19 protein-coding genes and 1 pseudogene are annotated in these 19,189 nt (G+C 70.8%); 11 read left to right on the top strand and 9 right to left on the bottom strand.

Annotation, left to right across the window (positions count from 1 at the left end; genetic code table 11):
- The coding region (locus tag AC2VON_RS08550; protein WP_486952558.1) for an MmpA family trehalose lipid delivery protein at positions 1 to 848 on the top strand (848 nt) is incomplete at its 5' end.
- Between the two features lie 24 nt (positions 849 to 872).
- Here AC2VON_RS08550 and AC2VON_RS08545 read toward each other — a convergent pair.
- Positions 873 to 2,060, bottom strand: a complete 1,188-nt coding sequence (locus tag AC2VON_RS08545; protein WP_486952557.1) for a glycosyltransferase family 4 protein — start codon at positions 2,058 to 2,060, stop codon at positions 873 to 875.
- A gap of 112 nt (positions 2,061 to 2,172) precedes the next feature.
- Between AC2VON_RS08545 and AC2VON_RS08540 the strand changes: the two genes are divergently transcribed.
- The 4 genes from AC2VON_RS08540 (at position 2,173) to AC2VON_RS08525 (ending at position 5,631) form a co-directional block, all read left to right on the top strand.
- The gene (locus AC2VON_RS08540; protein ID WP_486952556.1) at positions 2,173 to 2,943 is read left to right on the top strand and encodes a class I SAM-dependent methyltransferase; all 771 of its coding nucleotides are present in this window, start codon (positions 2,173 to 2,175) and stop codon (positions 2,941 to 2,943) included.
- A 92-nt stretch (positions 2,944 to 3,035) separates the two neighbouring features.
- The gene (locus AC2VON_RS08535; protein WP_486952555.1) at positions 3,036 to 4,505 is read left to right on the top strand and encodes an aldehyde dehydrogenase; all 1,470 of its coding nucleotides are present in this window, start codon (positions 3,036 to 3,038) and stop codon (positions 4,503 to 4,505) included.
- 314 nt (positions 4,506 to 4,819) lie between these two features.
- Complete coding sequence (locus AC2VON_RS08530) at positions 4,820 to 4,951, top strand: hypothetical protein (protein ID WP_486952554.1); 132 nt, start codon at positions 4,820 to 4,822, stop codon at positions 4,949 to 4,951.
- Positions 4,948 to 5,631 (top strand): TetR/AcrR family transcriptional regulator, encoded by a 684-nt coding sequence (locus AC2VON_RS08525; RefSeq protein WP_475582077.1) that lies wholly within the window; start codon positions 4,948 to 4,950, stop codon positions 5,629 to 5,631. Before AC2VON_RS08530 ends, AC2VON_RS08525 begins: the two co-directional genes overlap by 4 nt.
- A gap of 2 nt (positions 5,632 to 5,633) precedes the next feature.
- On the opposite strand, the gene AC2VON_RS08520 is transcribed toward AC2VON_RS08525, so the two are convergent.
- The 6 genes from AC2VON_RS08520 to AC2VON_RS08495 form a co-directional block, all read right to left on the bottom strand.
- On the bottom strand, positions 5,634 to 5,930 hold the full coding sequence (locus tag AC2VON_RS08520; protein ID WP_369741079.1) for a hypothetical protein: 297 nt from the start codon (positions 5,928 to 5,930) through the stop codon (positions 5,634 to 5,636).
- Positions 5,927 to 7,438 (bottom strand): class I adenylate-forming enzyme family protein, encoded by a 1,512-nt coding sequence (locus tag AC2VON_RS08515; RefSeq protein WP_369741080.1) that lies wholly within the window; start codon positions 7,436 to 7,438, stop codon positions 5,927 to 5,929. The genes AC2VON_RS08520 and AC2VON_RS08515 overlap by 4 nt, the downstream gene beginning before the upstream one ends.
- Before the next feature lie 45 nt (positions 7,439 to 7,483).
- Positions 7,484 to 8,275 carry a crotonase/enoyl-CoA hydratase family protein gene (locus AC2VON_RS08510; RefSeq protein WP_369741081.1) on the bottom strand — a complete coding sequence of 264 codons (792 nt, stop codon included), beginning with the start codon at positions 8,273 to 8,275 and terminating at the stop codon, positions 7,484 to 7,486.
- A 116-nt stretch (positions 8,276 to 8,391) separates the two neighbouring features.
- Complete coding sequence (locus AC2VON_RS08505) at positions 8,392 to 9,801, bottom strand: WS/DGAT/MGAT family O-acyltransferase (RefSeq protein WP_369741082.1); 1,410 nt, start codon at positions 9,799 to 9,801, stop codon at positions 8,392 to 8,394.
- Between the two features lie 42 nt (positions 9,802 to 9,843).
- Entirely contained in the window at positions 9,844 to 11,028 is a 1,185-nt protein-coding gene (locus tag AC2VON_RS08500; protein ID WP_486952553.1) for an alpha/beta hydrolase fold domain-containing protein, read from the bottom strand.
- 84 nt (positions 11,029 to 11,112) lie between these two features.
- Positions 11,113 to 11,775: a class I SAM-dependent methyltransferase gene (locus AC2VON_RS08495; RefSeq protein WP_369741084.1), complete on the bottom strand. Its 663-nt coding sequence runs from the start codon at positions 11,773 to 11,775 to the stop codon at positions 11,113 to 11,115.
- Positions 11,776 to 11,840: 65 nt separating this feature from the next.
- On the opposite strand from AC2VON_RS08495, the gene AC2VON_RS08490 reads away from it, so the two are divergent.
- Positions 11,841 to 12,017 carry a hypothetical protein gene (locus AC2VON_RS08490; RefSeq protein ID WP_486952552.1) on the top strand — a complete coding sequence of 59 codons (177 nt, stop codon included), beginning with the start codon at positions 11,841 to 11,843 and terminating at the stop codon, positions 12,015 to 12,017.
- A gap of 10 nt (positions 12,018 to 12,027) precedes the next feature.
- Positions 12,028 to 12,921 carry an alpha/beta hydrolase gene (locus AC2VON_RS08485; RefSeq protein WP_486952551.1) on the top strand — a complete coding sequence of 298 codons (894 nt, stop codon included), beginning with the start codon at positions 12,028 to 12,030 and terminating at the stop codon, positions 12,919 to 12,921.
- A gap of 19 nt (positions 12,922 to 12,940) precedes the next feature.
- Here the strand turns inward: AC2VON_RS08485 and AC2VON_RS08480 are convergent, their stop codons facing one another.
- A complete protein-coding gene (locus AC2VON_RS08480) occupies positions 12,941 to 14,254 on the bottom strand; it encodes an amidohydrolase family protein (RefSeq protein WP_369741086.1) in 1,314 nt (437 codons plus the stop codon).
- Positions 14,248 to 15,441 (bottom strand): CoA transferase, encoded by a 1,194-nt coding sequence (locus AC2VON_RS08475; protein ID WP_369741087.1) that lies wholly within the window; start codon positions 15,439 to 15,441, stop codon positions 14,248 to 14,250. Before AC2VON_RS08475 ends, AC2VON_RS08480 begins: the two co-directional genes overlap by 7 nt.
- Before the next feature lie 970 nt (positions 15,442 to 16,411).
- Here AC2VON_RS08475 and AC2VON_RS08470 point away from each other — a divergent pair.
- The 4 genes and pseudogenes from AC2VON_RS08470 to AC2VON_RS08455 form a co-directional block, all read left to right on the top strand.
- Entirely contained in the window at positions 16,412 to 17,575 is a 1,164-nt protein-coding gene (locus tag AC2VON_RS08470) for a PPE family protein (protein WP_486952550.1), read from the top strand.
- Positions 17,576 to 17,583: 8 nt separating this feature from the next.
- Positions 17,584 to 17,841 (top strand): hypothetical protein, encoded by a 258-nt coding sequence (locus AC2VON_RS08465; RefSeq protein ID WP_486952549.1) that lies wholly within the window; start codon positions 17,584 to 17,586, stop codon positions 17,839 to 17,841.
- Positions 17,835 to 18,776, top strand: a complete 942-nt coding sequence (locus AC2VON_RS08460; RefSeq protein WP_486952548.1) for a WecB/TagA/CpsF family glycosyltransferase — start codon at positions 17,835 to 17,837, stop codon at positions 18,774 to 18,776. The genes AC2VON_RS08465 and AC2VON_RS08460 overlap by 7 nt, the downstream gene beginning before the upstream one ends.
- 16 nt (positions 18,777 to 18,792) lie before the next feature.
- Positions 18,793 to 19,189, top strand: a pseudogene (locus AC2VON_RS08455) (sugar transferase); the annotation flags it as partial.

Here is a 19,189-nt window from a genome sequence, read left to right as displayed (position 1 = left end):
CGCTGGCGACCGGGCCGGGGCTGCGCGCGCTCGGCACCCTGGTCGATGCCGCACCGGGCCTCGGCGTGGTGCGCGACGGGCAGAAGTGGGTGGCACTGGCGATGCCCGGCTATGCGCTGGCGGGCGCCGGCGCGGTGGTGACGCTGCCCAGGTGGGCAAGGCCGCTGAAACCGTCAGCCACCGCGCTGGTGTGCTGCCTCGCGCTGATCGCGACACAGCCTGACCTGGCGTGGGGCCTGGGCGGAAGGGTTATGCCGGTGCGCTACCCGCCGGGGTGGGCGGCCGTGGCGGCGGCGGTCAACGCCGATCCGCGCGCTGTCGCAGTGCTGCCGGCCGGGACCATGCGGCGGTTTTCGTGGTCCGGTCCCGCACCCGTGCTGGACCCGCTGCCTCGTTGGGTGCGCGCCGACGTGCTCACCACCGGTGACCTGATCATCTCCGGCGTCGTCGTACCAGGGGAGGGCAGCCACGCCCGCGCGGTCCAGGACCTGTTGTTGACGGGGCCCGACCCGTCCGTGGCGGCCGGCGCCGGCGTGGGGTGGCTGGTCGTCGAATCGGGCAGCGCCGGTGACATGGGCGCGGCCCGTCGCACCCTGGACGCCCTGGCGCCTGTCTACCGTGACGACGAGATCGCGCTCTACCGGATCGGCGGCGACACCGCGGAGGGGTCCGCGGCCCGGCGCGACGTGACGCTCGCCGCGCACCTGGCTTGGCTGGCGCTGCTGATCGCGGGGGCCGCCGGCGCAGTGGTCGGCTCAGTTCGGCGCTGTTCGGCGCCGCCGCGGCGCGGGCGCCGCCCTCCACGACACATAAATCATGGCGACGACACGCCGAGAGACGTCGCATAGGTTTATGCGTCGCGGGGCGCGCGCTCAGATGCCGGTGCCGACCAGACCACTGACGAGCCGGCCGGCCTGTACCGCCTCCAACACACCGCGCATCGCGTCTGCGCTCTGCGCCCAGGAAAACTCGCCGGTGCGTATCTGCGCCTTGGCGCCGAGTTGATCCCGCAGCACCGGATCGGACAGCAATTCCTCGAGGCGATCGACCAGCTCGGCATGGTCGTCCACCAGGATGCCGGTCACCCCGTCGACGATCGAGTCGGACAGGCCGCCCGAGGACCGGTAGCCGATGGTGGGCACCCGGTGTTGGGCCGCCTCGACGACCGCCAGACCCCATCCCTCCTTGCGCGAGGGCAGCACGTGTACCCACGAGCCCTGCAGCACATGGTGTTTGGTGACGTCGTCGACGTGGCCATGGAAGACCACCGCGTCGGTGATGCCGAGGGAGTGAACGTGGTCGACGAGCCGCTGCCGCCACCATCCGTCGCCGACGATGTCGAGGCGCAGACCCGGTATGCCCGGTCTGCGCCGGAGCAGCTCCGCAACGGCTTCCAGCGCGTCCTCGATCTGCTTGTGCGGGACCAGTCGCGACAGCACCACCACCCGCGGGGTTGCCGCCTGCGGGCCGGACAACGACGGCGCCGGCGCCTCGTCGAGGCCGTTACGGACGACCGCGATCCGCTCGCCGTCCACCCCGAGGGCGACCAGATCCCGAGCCGAGGGCAGCGAAACCGTCAGGTACTGGTTGCGCCGATTCAGCCACGGCGACAGTTTCGACTCGACGAACCAGCCCACCCGGCCGAGCACCGGCCCGGCCACCGGCCACTGCTCGCGATGGCAGTGGTGTACCAGCACCACCACCCGGCGGCCGTACACCAGCCGGGCCAGAAACGGCAGCCCGTTCTGCGCGTCGACGACCACGTCGGGCCGCGCCCGCCGCAGCCGCCCGAGCCCCAGTCGCGCCCCGGCCTCCTGAACGGCCATCACCAGCAGCGCCCACACGTAGACCGAGTAGCGGCCACCGGCGCGCACGATCCGCACGCCATCGACCACCTCGCGGCGCGGCGCGCCTGGATAGCGGGCGGTGCGCAGTGTGACGGCGATGCCCGAGCCGGCCAGCTGCGCTCCGATGCGCTGCAGGTACGCCTCGCTGCCTCCGCCCTGGGGATGGCCGGTGTCGCGCCAGCACAACAGCAGCACCGAGCGCAGGGGAGACATCGGGATCAGCCTAGCCGGGCGACGATGCCCGCCGCGCAGCGGCGGGAGGAGGAGACCGGCCGTTCAGCACAGCCGGGCGACGATGCCCGCCGCGCAGCCATAGGGTTGGCCGGTGGCCGTCACTGACATCTTCGCCCGCCGGGCGACGCTTGCGCGGTCATTGCGGCTGCTGTCGGCGTTCCGCCACGAGCAGCCCGACCCGCCGCGGTTCTACCGGGCACTGGCCGCCGACACCGTGGCAATGGTCGGCGACCTGTGGCGGGCGAGCCGCGGCGAGGCCCCGGCCGGCCGCACGCTGCTCGACGTCGGCGGCGGCCCCGGCTACTTCGCGGCGGCCTTCGGCCGCGCCGGCGTCCGCTACATCGGCGTCGAGCCGGACCCGAACGAGATGCACGCGGGCGGCCCGGCCGTCGACCGGGGGAACGGCACGTTTGTGCGGGCGTCGGGCATGGCGCTGCCGTTCGCCGACGACTCGGTGGACATCTGCCTGTCCTCCAACGTCGCCGAGCACGTGCCGCGGCCGTGGCAGCTCGGCGGCGAGATGCTGCGGGTCACCAGGCCGGGCGGGCTGGTGGTCCTGTCCTACACCGTCTGGCTGGGCCCCTTCGGCGGCCACGAGATGGGGCTGACCCACTATCTGGGCGGCGCGCGCGCCGCCGCGCGGTACGCCCGCAAACACGGCCACCGGGCCAAGAACGACTACGGGTCGTCGTTGTTCGCGGTGTCGGCCGCCGACGGGCTCACCTGGGCCGCGAGCACGGGCGCGGCGGTCGCCGCATTTCCCCGCTACCACCCCCGATGGGCCTGGTGGCTGACGTCGGTGCCGGCGCTGCGCGAGTTCCTCGTCAGCAATCTGGTGCTGGTCCTCAAACCGCGGGAATGAAACATGTTCTCGTTTCGCGTCCCCTTGGGTAGGGTGGCGCCCATGGGCGCCGGCGACGATGCAGCGCGAAGCAATGAGGAGGAGCGGCGCAGATGCCCGACATCAAGACCGAATACGACAAGCTTTTCATTGGTGGCAAGTGGACCGAGCCGTCGAGTTCCGACGTGATCGAGGTGCACTGCCCGGCCACCGGCGAGTACGTCGGCAAGACGCCGCTGGCGGCGGCGGCCGACGTCGACGCGGCGGTCGCCGCGGCGCGCGCCGCGTTCGACAACGGCCCCTGGCCCACCACGCCGCCGAAGGAACGCGCGGCCGTCATCGCCAACGCGCTCAAGCTCATGGAGGAGCGCAAGGACAAGTTCACCGAGGTCCTCGCCGGCGAGACCGGCCAACCGCCCACCGGCATCGAGACCATGCACTGGATGAGCTCGATCGGCGCGCTGAACTACTTCGCCGGCCCCGCCGCCGACGACGTGAAATGGCGGGAGATCCGCAACGGCGGCTACGGGCAGACCATCGTCTACCGCGAACCGATCGGCGTGGTGGGCGCGATCGTAGCGTGGAACGTGCCGCTGTTCCTGGCGGTCAACAAGCTGGGCCCGGCGCTGCTGGCCGGCTGCACCGTGGTGCTCAAGCCGGCCGCCGAAACACCATTGAGCGCAAATCTTCTGGCGGAGACGCTCGCCGAGGCCGGCCTGCCCGAGGGCGTGCTGTCGGTGGTGCCCGGCGGCATCGACACCGGCCAGGCGCTGACCTCGAACCCGAACGTCGACCTCTTCTCCTTCACCGGCAGCTCGGCCGTCGGCAAGGAGATCGGCCGGCGCGCCGCGGACATGCTCAAGCCGTGCACCCTCGAGCTCGGCGGGAAGTCGGCGGCCATCGTCCTCGACGACGTCGATCTGGCCTCCGCGATCCCGATGCTGGTGTTCTCCGGGATCATGAACACCGGCCAGGCCTGCGTGGCCCAGACCCGGATCCTGGCCCCGCGCTCGCGCTACGACGAAATCGTCGAGGCGGTAAGCAGTTTCGTACAGGCGCTGCCGGTGGGCCCGCCGTCGGACGCGGCCGCCCAGATCGGGTCGCTGATCTCGGAGAAGCAGCGCGCCCGCGTGGAGGGCTACATCGCCAAGGGCATCGAGGAGGGTGCCCGGCTGGTGTGCGGCGGGGGCCGCCCGGAGGGCCTGGACGGCGGCTTCTTCGTGCAGCCCACCGTCTTCGCCGACGTCGACAACAAGATGACGATCGCGCAGGAGGAGATCTTCGGCCCGGTGCTGAGCATAATCCCCTACGACACCGAGGAGGACGCGATCACGATCGCCAACGACTCGGCGTACGGCCTGGCCGGCAGCGTCTGGACCACCGACATCGACAAGGGCATCAAGGTCGCCGAGAAGATCCGCACCGGGACCTACGGCATCAACTGGTACGCCTTCGACCCGTGCTGCCCGTTCGGCGGCTACAAGAACTCCGGCATCGGCCGCGAGAACGGGCCCGAGGGCGTCGAGCACTTCACCCAGCAAAAGAGCGTGCTGATGCCGATGGGCTACACCATCGAGGGCTAGCCAAAGCTGACACGCCACGCCGAGCGTGCACTCACCGCGAGATTCCGACTTCTCGCGCCGGGTGCACGCTCGGCGTCTTTTCGGCTCCCGGCGGCCGGCGGCCGGCGGCCGGCGCCCGGCGGCCGGCTAGTTATTATGCAATAAACCATAGAATCCGGGGCGCGACCTTCGCCCCCAGGGTAGGCATTGTGACACTGGTCTCACCCGTTTCGCGTGGTGTGCGGTTTAGTTAGGGAATAAAAGTTGCTGACTGGACGGATGTCTTATATGATTCTCAGCATAATCAAAGGCCCCACACGGCCGGGGAGAAAACCATGTGGATCATCGAGCTCAACGTCGGCGGCTACCAGTTCACGCGACAATTGCCGGACCTCAAGCGGCGGCCGTTCCGCTTCGGTCCGCGCAACATACACTGGCCGGTACCCCGGCATTCGCACGCTGCATGACCCCGGCCATTGGAGGTACGACCGTGCCGACTAACAGGCCGACGACCACCGACAAGGCTCCCGACCGTCCCGCCGCCAAGCGGTGCGACACGCGCACGAACATGCTGATCAGCGCTGCCGAGGTGATGCGCGAACGCGGGGCGGCCGGCGTGACCATCGACGAGGTGCTCGCCCGCAGCGGCGCGCCACGCGGCTCGGTGTATTACCACTTCCCCGACGGGCGCAGTCAGATCCTCAGCGAGGCGCTGCGGTACTCCGGGGACTCCATCACCGCGATGATCGACGACGCCGCCGGCTGGGGCGCGCGGGCGCTGTTGCGCGAGTTCGTCGAGTTCTGGGAGCGCCTGCTGACCGAGGGTGACTTCGGCGCCGGCTGTCCGGTGGTGGCGGCCGCGATCGGGTCCACCGACGACGAACGCGCGCTGTCGACGGAGGCCGGTGCCATCCTCGGCCGCTGGTGCGCGGCGATGACGCGGGCGTTCGTCGCCGACGGCTTCGACGAGGGCGACGCCGCCTCACTGGCGGTGATGTCGATCGCCGCGCTGGAGGGCGCGATCCTGCTGTCCCGCTCGACGCGCAGCATCGATCCGCTCCACCATGTCTGCGATCAGATCGAATTCCTGATCAAGGCAAAGGAATTCGTCATCCGCAACGGCCTGCCCGACAAGCGGGAGAGCTAGTGCTAGTCGCTGGCCGGTAGCGGCTTGACCTCTTTGAGCTGCAGCGGGGTCGCGCCGATGCTCAGGCTTCCGGCGCCGGGCTTGGTCACCAGCACCTCGGCGCCGTCGTCGTCGACGTAGCGCTTGCCCATCACGCTGCCCCCGGCGAACGCCGGGTCGAGCTCGCCGGACCGCGGCGCGCCGATCTCCACCATCGGCGCGCCACCGCAGCGCAGGTCGTCGAGGCTGTCGGCGCTGCGCACCACGATGACCTGGGTGTCGCACACCTGGCTGGCCAGACGGGTTCCGTTCTTGATCATGCGTGCAGTCCTTCCAACTGTTCGACTATCTCGCGGCGCAGCACCTTGCCGGTGGGGGTGGCCGGCAGCTCGTCGCGGAACACCACCCGGTCCGGGGTCCGCGACCCCCGCAGGTTTTTGCGGACGTACTCGCGCAGGTCCTCGGGGTCGGGCTCGCACCCCGGGGCCGGCACCACCACGGCGACGATCGCCTGGCCCCACTGCGGATCCTCCACCCCGACCACGGCGACGTCGCGCACGTGCGGGTGCTCGACGAGCACCTCCTCCAGCTCGGCGGGGGCGATGTTCTCCCCGCCGCGGATGATGGTGTCGTCACTGCGCCCGCCGATGAACAGGTAGCCGTCCTCGTCGAGCATGGCGATGTCCTTCGTCGGGAACCAGCCGTCCTCGTCCAGCACGGAACCGATCCCGGTGTAGCGCCCCGAGACCTGCTCGCCGCGCACGAACAACTCCCCGGTCTCCCCCGGCCCAAGCACCGTGCCGTTCTCGTCGCGGATCTGCACCTCCACGCCGGGCAGGGGCCGCCCGACCGAGCCCAGCCGCCGGGCGCCGGCGGCGTCGGACGCGGCCTGTGCCGCGCGGTGGTCGTCGGGGGTCAGCACCGCGATCGTCGAGCTGGTCTCGGTCAGGCCGTAGGCGTTGACGAACCCTACGCCCGGCAACAGTTCCAGCGCCCGGCGCACCAGCGGCAGCCCGACCTTGGAGCCGCCGTAGGCCAGGTTGCGCAGCGACGGCAGCTCGCGGGAGGCTGCGCCGCCGGCCTCCAGCGCGGTGACGATGCGGTCCAGCATCGTGGGCACCACCGTCGCCGTGGTCACCCGCTCGGCGTTGACCAGCCGGACCCACTCGCGGGCGTCGAAGTTGGGCAGGTACACCATCTTTCGCCCGGCGTACAGGTTCGACAGCGCGGCGCTCACCCCGGCGATGTGGTAGGGCGGCACACAGATCAGCGCCGCGTCGGTGTCGTCGGCCGAGGCGAATTCGACGCTGCCGGTCACGTAGCTGGTGAGGTTGTTGTGCGTGAGCTCGACGGCCTTGGGTTGCGACGTGGTGCCCGAGGTGAACAGCACGATCGCGACCGAGTCCGGGTCGGCGAACGCAGGGACGTCGGGGCCCGGCTCGCACTCGCGCGCGGCGGTCAGGAAGTCGTCGGAGACCAGCACCCGCGGCGAGGCGTCCCCGACCGCGTCGCGGTAGCGGGCGTCGACGATCACCAGCGGTTCGGGTAGCCGCCGGATCAGGGTCTGGATGCCCTCGGCCGACAGCCGGTAGTTGATCGGGGTGAACGCCACCCCGGCGCGGGCGGCCGCGAAGATCAGCACCGGCAGCATGTCGCCGCCGGTGCCGACGTAGGCCACGTGCCCGGCGCCCGAGGCCGCGATGACGCCCGCGCCGCCGTCGGCGAGATCGCTGAGCTGCTGCGTGGTCAAGCGCACGTCGTCGCAGACGACCGCCGTGCGATCGGGGTTACCCGACGCGGCCATCTCGAGCAGCAGCGAAATGCTCATCCCCGAACCCCCGAAGTGGACTCTACGAACATAGTGTATCGGTGATCAGGAGCCCGTCCAGCGCGGCGGACGCTTCTCGGCGAACGCGACGGCACCCTCCTTGGCGTCGTTGGACGCGAACACCGGGCCCAGGATCTTCATCTGTTCGGCGAACATGGTGTCGCGGCTCCAGCCGCGGGACTCGACGATGATCCGCTTGGTGGCCGCGACCGCCAGCGGCCCGTTGGCGGCGATCCGCTCGGCCAGCGCGATCGCTCCGTCCAGCGCCCCGCCCGGCTCGGCCAGCGCGTTGACGAGCCCGAGGTCGTGGGCGCGCTCGGCCGACAGGTTGTCCCCGGTCAGCGCCAGCTCCATCGCGACCGCGTACGGGATGCGCTCGGGCAGCCGCAGCAATCCCCCGCCGCCGGCGACCAGACCCCGCTTGACCTCGGGGATCCCGAACGCCGAGTCCCTCGACGCCACGATCAGGTCAGTGGCCAGCGCCAGTTCGGTGCCCCCGGCCAGCGCGTATCCCTCCACCGCGGCGATCAGCGGCTTGTCCGGCGGACGCTCGGTGAACCCCATGCCACGGCCTTCGACGACGGGCAGCTCACCCCGGGCGAAAGCCTTGAGATCCATACCGGCGCAGAACGATCCGCCCGCGCCGGTGATGATCCCCACCGACAGGCCGGCGTCGGCGTCGAGCCGGTCCATGGCGTCGGCCAGGCCCCGGGCGACCGCGGCGTTGACCGCGTTCTTGGCCTTGGGGCGGTTGATCGTGACGATCAGGATCCGGTCCCGTTGCTCGACCAGGACCTCGGGTTCCCCCGCGCCGGCCTCTTCATTCCCTGTGTTCACGGTGCGCCGAAGCTCCTTACCAAGTCGGTGGCTGTTCCCGGTTGATGGTAGCGGTCGCCGGAAACGGCGTTAGCGGCAGTCGAGAGTCCGGTTACCCGCCGCGGCGCGGGCCGCGTTCAGGCGGGAGCCATCGCCGTCTCGACGACCGTCAACTCCTCGGAAAGCCCTGCGGCGCGGCGGATCTGGACGAAGTCGGCGACCATGGCCTCGGTCACCTCGTGGGGATCCTTGAGGGTGGCGCCGTCGGACAGCACCGAGATGTTGAGCTGGTCGACGTAACTCCACACCGTGATGTTCAGTCCGCTGCCGGCGGTCAACGGGCCCACCGAATAGATCTCGGTGACCAGCGCCCCGCCCACCCGGCCGCGCTGCCGGGGACCGGGAACGTTCGAGATGTTCAGGTTGAGCACTTTGTTGTGCGCCTCCCGGCCGGACGCCCACCGGAAGAAGGATTCCGTGGGTGCCGGCGGCATGTAGGCGGCCCATCGGCTGACCAGCTCGGGGCCCATGAGCTGGTTGCTCTCCTTGGCCAGGAGGGCGTTCTCGCGGCTGCACCGCACCCGCGCCAGCGGGTCGTCGGAATTCGTCGGGAGGCCCACCAGCACGCCGGTGAACCGGTTTCCGGAGATTCGCTCGGGAGAGAAGTCGAAACTCATCGGCACCGACGCCAGCAGCGGTTCGGCTTTGCCGTCGTAGCGGAGCAGCAGCGTGCGCAGCGCTCCCGCCGCCATCGCGAGCACCATGTCGTTGATCGTCGCCCCGAGGCGCTTGCCGGTCTCCTTGACGTCGGCCAGGGCCAGCGTGGCGGTGGCGAATCGCCGCTCCGGGGTGATCTTGTGGTTCATGAACGTCGGCGGCGGCTCGAACGGCCGGGTCAGCTCCGGGGACAGCTTGCGCGAGCTGCGGCGCACCCGGGCCAGGCCGTCGGCGGTGTAGCGGATCGTGTGGGGGATCCGGCTGATGTGGCGCAGGTGGTCGGCGAACGCCGAACCCACCAGCCGGCCCGTCGTGGGCGCCGGGTCCGGCACGTAGGGGCCGCCTTCGGGCCCGGGCTGCAGGTCCATGCCGCGGGCCATCAGGTTGGCCGAGGCGACGCCGTCGGCGAGCGCGTGGTGGATCTTGCCGACCACCGCGATCCGGTTGTCGGCCAGCCCCTCGACGAAGTACATCTCCCACAGCGGCCGGTCGCGGTCCAGCGGGGTGCTGGCGATGCGTCCGATCGCCTCGTCGAGTTCGCGGCGACCGCCGGGAGCCGGCAGCCGCCACGGGCGGATGTGGTAGTCGAGGTCGACCTCGCAGTGCTCGCGCCACATCGGGTGGTGGAACTTCAGCGGGATCTCGACGAGCTGATAGCAGAACGGCTCGAGCTTGTTCAGCCGGCCGCCGATGACCTGGCGGAACTCTTCGATGCCGAAGTCGCGTCTGTCCTCGCTCAATTCGATGACGGCGACCTTGATCGTGTGCATGTGCACGTTCGGCGTCTCGCTGTACAGCAGGACCGCGTCCCAGCCGCTGAGCCGTTTCACCGCTGCCCCTTGCCCATACGGCGACGATACTCAGCGGTGGCCTCAGATGACCTCTTTTGCGCCGATCCGCGCCTTGGTGCGGTGGACCTGGTTGAGGAATAGCGCCGTCGCGTGCGCCATCTCGCCGGCCCGCTCGCCGTCGACGAGGTCAAAACCGTGGCCGGCGCCGGGCAATTCGACGTAGCCGACCTTCGAATGCGACGCCGCGCGCAGCCGTTCGACGAAGCTGCGGGCCTGCGCCACGGGGATCACGGAGTCCTTGCTGCCGTGAATCACCAGAAACGGCGGGGCATTGCGATGGACCCGCGCGATGGGCGACGCGTCGCGGAACAACTCCGGGTGCCGCGCGATCGAGCGTTTGACCACAACACGTTCCAGGAAGTCGACGAAGCGGGCGCGCTCGGGAGTGGAGCGGTCCTCCCAGTCGTAGCGGCCGTAGATGCCGACCACCGCGTCCACGGAAGTGTCGGCCCCCTCCGGCAGCTTCTCCCGGTGCGCGGGGTCGCCGGGGGTCAATCCGGCCAGCGCCGCCAGGTGCCCGCCGGCCGAACATCCCGCCACCGCAACGAAATCGCGGTCGCCGCCGAACTTGTCGACGTTGGCCCGCGCCCAGGCGATGGCGGTCTTGGCGTCGACGATGTGGCGCGGCCACCGGTGGTGCGGCGCGACGCGATAGTCGACCGCCAGGCACACCCAGCCCTGCTCGGCCAACCGTGACATCAGGGCGGACCCCTGGCCCACGCACCTGCCGTGCACCCACGCCCCGCCCGGGAGGAACACCAGGACGGGCGCGGGCTGCGCCGGCAGGTCTTTGCGCCGCCACACGTCGAGGACCTGCGCGGGGTGGTCGCCGTAGTGCACCGCGCGGCGGTAGAGGTAACGGCGTCTGCGCAGCGCGTCCCAGATCGGCGGGGTGCGGTCCGCGGTGGGCCATTCGCCGTCGAGATCGGCCGTCGGCACGACTTCCCGCAGCGCCGCGACGGAGACGTCGCGGGTGGACTCCCGGTCGCGGCGGCGCGCGTCCTGGATGCCGGGGGTCAGCAGGTCTTTCGTCATCGAGGCCAGGGCCTCGGGCGCCTGCCGCACCCCCCAGACGCCCATCGCGGTGACACCGCCCAGCGGCTCCAGGTGCTTGCCGACCACCGGCAGCGACGCCCCTGCAACGCTGAGGGCCAACGCGTAATCACCGGGGCGGGCCCGTAGCAACCACTTCACGCACGATGTCATGCCCGGTACCTCGCCGTCATTCCGCGAGGGTACCCCCGCGCGCCGCGCGGAAACTGACGTTTGCGTCGAACACGTCCGCGTCGCCTAGAGGGCCGTGAGGCTCGCGATCACCCGGGCGCCGACGAGGCGCACGTCGGTCAACGTCAGCCCCACCTGCGCGGCCAGCGTGTCGGCGCTGTCGACACCGACGGACGCCCAGCGGAACCACGGCCCGACGTCGCCGCCGGACTCCAACCGCACCCAGTGCACCCGGATGCCGATGGCCTCGGCGTCGAACTCGGCGACGCAGCGTCCGCCGCGGCACAGCAACTCGGCGGCGCGGCCCAGGATGCGCAGCGGGTCCCCGCCGAGGCCGATGTTGCCGTCGACCAGCAGGACCGTCTGCCACTGCCCCGTCCCGGGCAGCGGCTCGAAGACATCGCCCAGCAGGGCCGGCGCACCCCCGCGGCCGGCCAGGCGGATCGCGGCCGCGGATCGGTCGATACCCAGCGCGGGCACCCCCCGCTGGATCAGCCGTGCCACCAATCGCCCTGGGCCGCAACCGAGTTCGATCGTAGGACCGTTGCACAGCTGGGTGACGGCCTCGTCGAAGTCCTCGTCGAGCGCCTCATCGGGGGCGGCCGCTTCGCCCGGCGGGGACCGCACCCCAAGCCAGCGGTGAACCGGCAGCAGCCGCACCTCTCCGTCCTCGTGGCGGATCCAGCATCGTTCACCGCCCAGCGCCCGATCGTAGAGATGCCCCAGCAATTCTGTCCCTCGCTCCTGCCCGGCCCGCCGGCCCGGGCGCGTGGGGCGCCCGTCGGGGAGGGGTTGTGGCCAACCCGCATCGCCGGGTGCCGGCATGCGCCGCGTCCACCGGCATTCCCACCGATACCCCGATCTTTGCTCGGCTAACCCAGAGCCTGCCAGAGCCGCGCGCCGGCGGCGCGCGGTGGTTCGGCGTGCGGGTCACCGGTTCCGCCGGCGCGGACGAATCGCCGCGTGCGTAATACTCGATCCATGCCGAACAGCGACGTTCACCCCGACTTGCGCAGAGCCGCCCGATTCACGCCGCGGCACATGATCGGCCCGCGGACGCTGCGGATCATGCGGGCGGCGACGAGGCTGCGCGGGCGCGGCGGCGCCGGCGACGTCGAGGTGGTCGGGTTGGGTCCGGGTAACGGGGTGCGGGTGTTCCGGCCCGTCGGCGTGACCGGGCCGACGCCCGCGCTGCTGTGGATCCACGGGGGCGGCTACGTGATCGGCAGCGCCGACCAGGACGACCCGGTGTGCCGGCGGTTCAGCACCCGTTTGGGCATCACCGTCGCGTCCGTGGAATACCGTCTGGCGCCCGAACATCCGTATCCGGAGCCGCTGGAGGACTGCTACGCGGCGCTGAGCTGGCTGGCGGGGCTGGGATCGGTGGATCCGGGGCGGATCGCGATCGGCGGCGCCAGCGCCGGCGGCGGGCTGGCGGCGGCCCTGGCGCTGCTGGCCCGGGACCGCGCCGAGGTCGCCCCCCTGTTCCAGCTGCTGGCGTATCCCATGCTCGACGACCGCAGTTCGGCGTCCGGGGATCACCCGGACCACCGGCTGTGGAGCGCGCGCAGCAACCGGTTCGGCTGGGCGGCCTATCTGGGCGGCGCCGATCCGGAACTCGCCGTCCCGGGCCGGCGCACCGACCTGGGCGGGCTGGCGCCCGCGTGGATCGGCGTCGGCACCCACGACCTGTTCCACGACGAGGACTTGGCCTACGCCGAACGGCTGCGGGCCGCCGGGGTGCCGTGCCAGGTCGAGGTCATCCCCGGGGCGTTCCACGGCTTCGACATGTGGGTGCCCAAAGCCGCAGTGTCCCAAAGGTTCTTCGACAGCCAGTGCGACACCCTGCGCGCGGCGCTCACCCGGGCGGCCTGAGCGGCGCTCACATGGCCGCTCACATGGCGAAGTAGACGAGCTCACCGCCGATGACGGTGGCCGCGACCATGCCGGCATCCAGCTCGGCCAGCGCCGTGGCCGGCGGCTCGCTGAGCACGCAGAGGTCGCCCGGCTGCCCGGGCTCGACGCTGCGGGACCGGGCCGGCCGATCCGGTTGGCCCGTGAACATCGTCAGAGCCCGGCGCGCCGAGACGCTCTCGCCGGCGTTGAGGACGGCCCCGCTCGGCGTGGTGCGGTACACCGCGGCGCGCATCGCCGTCCACGGGTCCCCGTGGCCGAACGGCATGTCGGTGGCCAGCGCCACGGGCACCGCCGCGGCGAGCAGCGACGCGACGCGCCACAACTGCCCGTGCTCGGCGGCGGGGACGTCGGCGAGGTACTGATCGCCGCGCTCGGCGACGAAGTTGGGCTGGGTGACCACCGTGACGCCGAGATCGGCGAGGTCGGCCAGGGTGTCGTCGGGCACCACGGCGGCATGCTCGATGCGGTCCCGCGGATGGCTTCCGGCGGCGCGCAGGGCCGCGATCGTCACCACCAACTGGGCGGCGGTGACGCAGTGGACGGCGACCGGCCCACCGCCGGCGTGGCGGTCGGCGATCCAGCCGGTGAGCTCGTCGAGGTCGAGGCGGTCGTCCTGCAGGATTTTCTTGCCCGGGGACAGGAAACGCAGCCGTGGCCGGAACTCGCCGCCACGGTGCGCCTCGACCAGCGAAGCCATGCCGGCCGGATCGAGGTCGGGGGTGGCGTCGGTGACGCCGGTGACGCCGTACGCGGTGATGCGACGGCTCAGCTCGGCGAGGTCGCTTTCACGCCGCAGCACGGCGTCCGACCAGCCGCCGTCGGCGCTGCGCAGGCGCCCGTCGGGATGATCGGCCAGCCCGACCCGGCCCAGCGCCTCGGAGTTGAGGATCCACAGCGCGCCACTGCGGTGCTGGATGCGCACCGGGATCGTGGGCACCATGGCGTCCAGGGCGCTGCGGTCCAGATCGCCGGCGACCGATTCGTGATAGCCGATGGCGCGGATCCATCCGTCCGGGCCCGGCGTGGCGTTCGACAGCAGTTGGGTCAGCTCGGCCTCGGTGCTGACGCCGGGGGGCCCGACGACGAACGAGTCCAACGCCGACGCGGCCGAGCGCACGTGCACGTGGTGGTCATGCAGCCCGGGCAGGACGGTGCCGCCGTTGGCATAGAGCACGCCTTCCCCCGGCCTGGCCTGCAGGCCGTCAGAGAGCGCGGCCACCTCCTCGATCCGTGCGTTGACCCGGACGTCGACGATTCGGCCGTCGAGCAACGTCGCTTGCTTGATCAGCATGACGGGCAGCGTCTTTCGGCGATCAGGCGGCGCACGGTGCGATTGTCCGCGCCGAGTTCGGCCGCCCGGCCCGAGGGGCGCGGCGGGCGCGGCGGCAGCGCCGGGCAATGCGAAACCGACGGCTCGGTCGGCAGCGCGGCATAGGTCGCGGCGACGCCTGCCATCGCCACCTCGATCAGCTCGCCGCCACCACGGTCGAGCGAGTCGGCCAGCGCCGCGGCGGCCTCCAGCCCGGTCAGCGGGTCGGCGATGGCGTCACCGCAGAACACCGGCCCCTGCGGGCTGGCGCCGACCAGGCCGCCGCCGACCGCGGCGTCGTCGCCGAACGCCGGCCTGGGGTCGCCATATCCGCTGATGCGCAACCAGATTCGGCCCGGTCTCGGTGCAAGGTGCTCCGGCCCGAGACCGCGCCGGGCCAGCGCGGCCGGACGCGAGCCCTCGATCACGACGTCGGCCACCGCCAACAGTTCCCGCAACTCGTCGGCCTGTTTGTCGAAATCGACACAGCACGAAAGCTTTCCAGCGTTGACCCAGTCGAAGAACGCGCGGTTGCCGTTTCGGGTGCCGTCCGGGCGGCGCGGGCTTTCGACCTTGACGACGGTGGCCCCGGCACGCGCCAGCAGTCGCCCGCACAACGGTCCGGCCCACATCGAGGACAGGTCGGCCACCAGCAGGCCCGGCCCTCCGCGGGCGGGCGCGCGCGGGCCCGTTCGGCGGATCCGGGGCGCCGTGGGCGTGGCCTCACCAAGTCGGGCTGCCGGAATGTCCAGCAGGGTGGCGCGTTCGGTGATCTCCGACGCCGGACGCGTTGCGGCCCAATGCGCGAGCGCCGGCCACGGGTCCTCGGGCACGTCGTCGGCCCGCAGCAGCGCCGGGACGGCCGCGCGGTCGTCGGGCCGAGACAGCGTGAGCGCACACCAGTCGTCGCGGGCCGCCAACAGCCGCGTGGCGCCGCCGACCGACACCCGGCCCCCGCGGGAAAGTTCGAGCAGCGCGGCGCGCCCGGTCAGCAGTCCGGCCGCATCGACATCGACACCTAGCCGGCGAGCGGCGGCGGCGCCGACGGCGTCGGCCCGCGCGAGCACGTTCGCCCGGGAGAAGTCGGGGGGGCCGTCGGGCCGGCCCGTCAGACAGGCCAGTCCACTGTCACCCCACCTGCTGAGCCACGTGTTCGGCGCCGAACTCACCCCACCATGGTGCTCGCAGAGCGCCGGGCCCGCGGCGCAGGGGCGAGTCGGTCACGACGGGCGATGCGCCAGCGAGTGCCCGCGTTTGTGCGCCCCGGGGACCGGGCGATCCCTCCCCTCCGATAAAGACTGGAAGGATCTTTTGCCGACATTAGCAACACTTTTGGTACGCGGCTGGGCGTACACCCCGTCCCCCGCTTTTGACGATGACCGGGCCCAGCGGAGCCGTGGGGCCGAATCCCTTGCGCCCGTCGGCTCGCCCGATCCGACCGCCATGGGGCCTGGGCGTATCCGGTCCTCAACGCCCGCGATGCGATGCTTCCGCGCCGATTGTACTGGCCTTTTCCTTGGCGCCGACTCGTGTGTAGCAGGGCCCGGACGCTTCCGACGCCCTGCGCCGCGAGGTCGCCAGGGTGTCCCATGACATGCAGGCCGCCGACGGCGGGAACGGACTAGGCGGCATTACCGGCAGACCCGCCGGATCCGACGGACCTCGGACTACGTGCGGCGCGACCGAGCGAGCGCGCAGCGGCGGGTAGCGCAGCGGTCGACATCAGATGCCGTTGACGCAGCTCACACCGGTGCGAGCCCAAACCTTGAGGCGGAACGGTGCGCCATGGGCGTAATTGTGACGCGGAGCATATTGTACTTGTGTTTGACAGATAATCGGTTTTAAATAGGTCGGTCCCTCATACTCTGAGTGCACTACGGGTCGTAGTCATCGTTGACACATCGGGCCTCGGGAAGGCAGTCGGACAACCTCCAGCGTTGTTCGACGGACCAGGTGTCACCAAACAGGCAGGCGGTTTCGGATGCAGTCATGCAGGCAGGTGAGTTGCGGGCCTCGGTGGACGCGTTCACCGGGTCGGCTCGGTGACTCGCATGCGCCTGGGCGGGACAACCGCTGGTGCGGTTGTCGCGCAATCACGGCCCGCACGACGCAGGAGTCCACCGCCGTTCGGGGCTTGACATGATCGACTTTGGTGCCCTGCCACCGGAGGTCAACTCCGCGAGAATGTATGCCGGTCCCGGCGCCGGTTCGCTGGCTGCCGCCGCGCTGGCCTGGGACAACTTGGCCGCCGAATTGAACTTCGCGGCGGGCCACTACAGATCGGTGGTCGCCGGTTTGACCGCGGGACGATGGCTGGGCCCCGCGTCGCTGTCGATGGCATCCGCATTCGGACCGTATGTGGCATGGACGGTCGGCCTCGCCGCCCGCGCGGCGGAATCTGCCGGCCAAGCCAGACTCGCCGTGGAGGCCTATGAGGCCGCGTTCGCGATGACGGTGCCGCCGACCGCGGTCGCCGCCAACCGGGTTCGACTCGCGACGTTAGTTGCCACCAATTTTTTCGGCCAGAACTCGGCGGCAATCGCCGCCACCGAAGCCGAATACGGCGAGATGTGGGCGCAGGATGCCGCGGCCCTCTACGAATACGCCGCACATTCGGCCATTGCTTGCGAATTGACGCAACTGGTCCAGCCGCCGCAGGTGGTCAACCCGGCGGGGGCGGCCGCTCAGGCGACGGCGGTTGCCAACTCCGCGGCGGCATCGCCGGCACAGCAGCTGTCGCTGACCAACCTGGTTTCCTCTATTCCTTCCATGCTGTCGGCACTTTCGTCGCCCGCTTCGACCCTGGCGGGCCTTAGCGGCTCGTCGCCGGGTTTCGAGGTGGCGGCCTACGCATTGCCCTCCTGGTCCATGGCGGCGGCAACCCCGGTCTACGCACTGTCCTCCATCCTCGGAATCGCCCAGAGCGGCCAGGGTTTGGCGGGGGCCTTCACCGCTGTGGAAGGAGCTGCGGAAGGTGCGGCCGCCGAGGCGGCCGGGGCGGCCGCCTCGGGAGCCGAGGCGCTCGGATCGCTCGGCCCCGGACTGGTGGGGAGCCTGGGCACCGCGACCTCGCTAGGCCCCTTGTCGGTGCCGGCGAGCTGGACGAGCGTCATTCCCTCGGCCCAGATGATCGGCTCCGTCACCCCTTTGTCGGACGCCGGCCTGCACGGAGCCGGCATGTCGCCAAGCGTGCTGGGCGCGGCCCCGCGCGCCGCCATGGCTGGTGCAGCGAGATCGGTCGGGCCCCGGTACGGCAACATCCCCACGATCATGGCACGCCCTCCCTCCGGCGGATACGTGTAGGCCGGGTGATGACCACAGACCGGCTCTTTCCCGGAGCACATTCAGCAGTGGCGACAGCCGGCGGCTTCGTCGACGGCGGCGGTTTCCCCTCCTACTCGTGGTCGCGGCGCCAAGGCAAGCAATCGTGCGTAGTCAGCTATCACGCCAGCGGCGGGCGGGTCCCGGCGGGCGAGTACCGGATCCGCTGGCATGGAGGGGACGTCGGCGTCGAATGGCCCCTGGCGACGAGCCGATTGGCGGCGGTAAAGAAGGCGGCATCATGCTGATCGCCCCCACCGGATCCCGGCGCCGCTTTGAGATATCGTCGCATCGCCAACCGCGGGAAAGCATCGACATGATCCCCGACACGCGATCCGCTGCAGTTGTGCGAATGGCCCTCAGCGGCAGCATCGTTGAGCGTCGCGAATTCGACGAGGTGTTGTCGGTCATCGCGTCCCGGCTGCAATCGGCATCGGGTGTCGGCTTGGCGGTGGGGTCGGTCAACCTCGACCACTTGGGCCATTTCCACAACGTCAGCGCGGCGCCCGTCGGCGCGCTGGAATGGCTGTTTCTGGCCGACGGCATGCCGATCGCCTGGCGAGGCCGGCTGCTCACCGGCAAACGGTGGCCTCGAATCACCGGCACAGACCTGCTCCCCAGCGTGCTGCTGTTGGCCGAGAGGACCGGTCAGCGGGTCGGCTTCTTCGGCGGCAGCGTCGAGACCCACCGCCTGCTCTCCGGTGTTCTGCGTGAACATTTTCCGGCACTTGCTATCTCAGGAATGTGGGCGCCGGACGCACGCAGCATCGCGTCGTCCTCCGCCGAGTGGGTTGCGGCGATCCGCAATGCGCGCACCGACATTCTGATCGTCAGCCTCGGCAAGCCGCGGCAGGAGCAGTGGATCGACCAGCACGGCTGCGCGTCGGGCGCGCGGGTCTTCCTGCCGTGCGGCGCCGCGATCGGCCACTTGGCGGGCAACGTCAAGCGGGCTCCCGGCTGGATGCAGGACTGCGGACTCGAATGGCTCTTCCGGTTGATCCACGAGCCCCGCCGGCTGGCGCGCCGCTATCTGCTGAACGGTCCCATCGCTTTACTGCGCGTGACACGGGCACAGCTCATCCGCTACCCGGGCGCGCATCGCGCGGTCACGCCGGTCGGCGCCTGCGCCGACCCGTCCGGCACCGGCCAAGTTTGGGTGCAGTCCGAAACGACGAGTGTGTAGGCACAGGTTGACGGCGATGACCTCAGTAATCCAGCGGCCGACGAACGGTTCACCGGTCACCGCTTGTCCGACACCGCCGCAGGGTCGAAATACCCGGCAGCGCTGGCAGATCCGGTATTCGCACCGGATACGTGCCACCGATTCGCTGATCGTCTGCGGGTCGGTGATGCTCGCCCAATACCTGCGGTTCGGCACCTACCCGGAACTTTCGGGTTACCCGGGCCCGCTGATGACGCTGTTCTCATTGGTTTTCATCGGTCTCTGGCTGTCGTGTCTGACGATATTCAGGACAAGGTCGACGCACGTCATCGGAGCTGGGATCGACGAGTATCGACGCATCTGCAGCGCGTCGTTCTGGACGTTCGGAATCATCGCGATGGTGACGCTCCTCGCCAGGATCGAGCTGGCCCGGG

The sequence above is a fragment of the Mycobacterium sp. TH-M82 genome, assembly GCF_057473605.1.
The sequence above is the reverse complement of the archived record's forward strand: the minus strand, read 5'-3'. Positions and strand labels throughout refer to the sequence as shown.

Coding starts and splice junctions, on each gene's coding strand:
- AC2VON_RS08545 (WP_486952557.1), bottom strand. CDS start 2,060: ATGTCTCCCCTGCGCTCGGTGCTGCTGTTGTGCTGGCGCGACACCGGC.
- AC2VON_RS08480 (WP_369741086.1), bottom strand. CDS start 14,254: ATGCTGATCAAGCAAGCGACGTTGCTCGACGGCCGAATCGTCGACGTC.
- AC2VON_RS08485 (WP_486952551.1), top strand. CDS start 12,028: ATGCCGAACAGCGACGTTCACCCCGACTTGCGCAGAGCCGCCCGATTC.
- AC2VON_RS08465 (WP_486952549.1), top strand. CDS start 17,584: ATGACCACAGACCGGCTCTTTCCCGGAGCACATTCAGCAGTGGCGACA.
- AC2VON_RS08515 (WP_369741080.1), bottom strand. CDS start 7,438: ATGAGCATTTCGCTGCTGCTCGAGATGGCCGCGTCGGGTAACCCCGAT.
- AC2VON_RS08535 (WP_486952555.1), top strand. CDS start 3,036: ATGCCCGACATCAAGACCGAATACGACAAGCTTTTCATTGGTGGCAAG.
- AC2VON_RS08500 (WP_486952553.1), bottom strand. CDS start 11,028: ATGACATCGTGCGTGAAGTGGTTGCTACGGGCCCGCCCCGGTGATTAC.
- AC2VON_RS08520 (WP_369741079.1), bottom strand. CDS start 5,930: ATGATCAAGAACGGAACCCGTCTGGCCAGCCAGGTGTGCGACACCCAG.
- AC2VON_RS08525 (WP_475582077.1), top strand. CDS start 4,948: ATGACCCCGGCCATTGGAGGTACGACCGTGCCGACTAACAGGCCGACG.
- AC2VON_RS08530 (WP_486952554.1), top strand. CDS start 4,820: ATGTGGATCATCGAGCTCAACGTCGGCGGCTACCAGTTCACGCGACAA.
- AC2VON_RS08460 (WP_486952548.1), top strand. CDS start 17,835: ATGCTGATCGCCCCCACCGGATCCCGGCGCCGCTTTGAGATATCGTCG.
- AC2VON_RS08470 (WP_486952550.1), top strand. CDS start 16,412: ATGATCGACTTTGGTGCCCTGCCACCGGAGGTCAACTCCGCGAGAATG.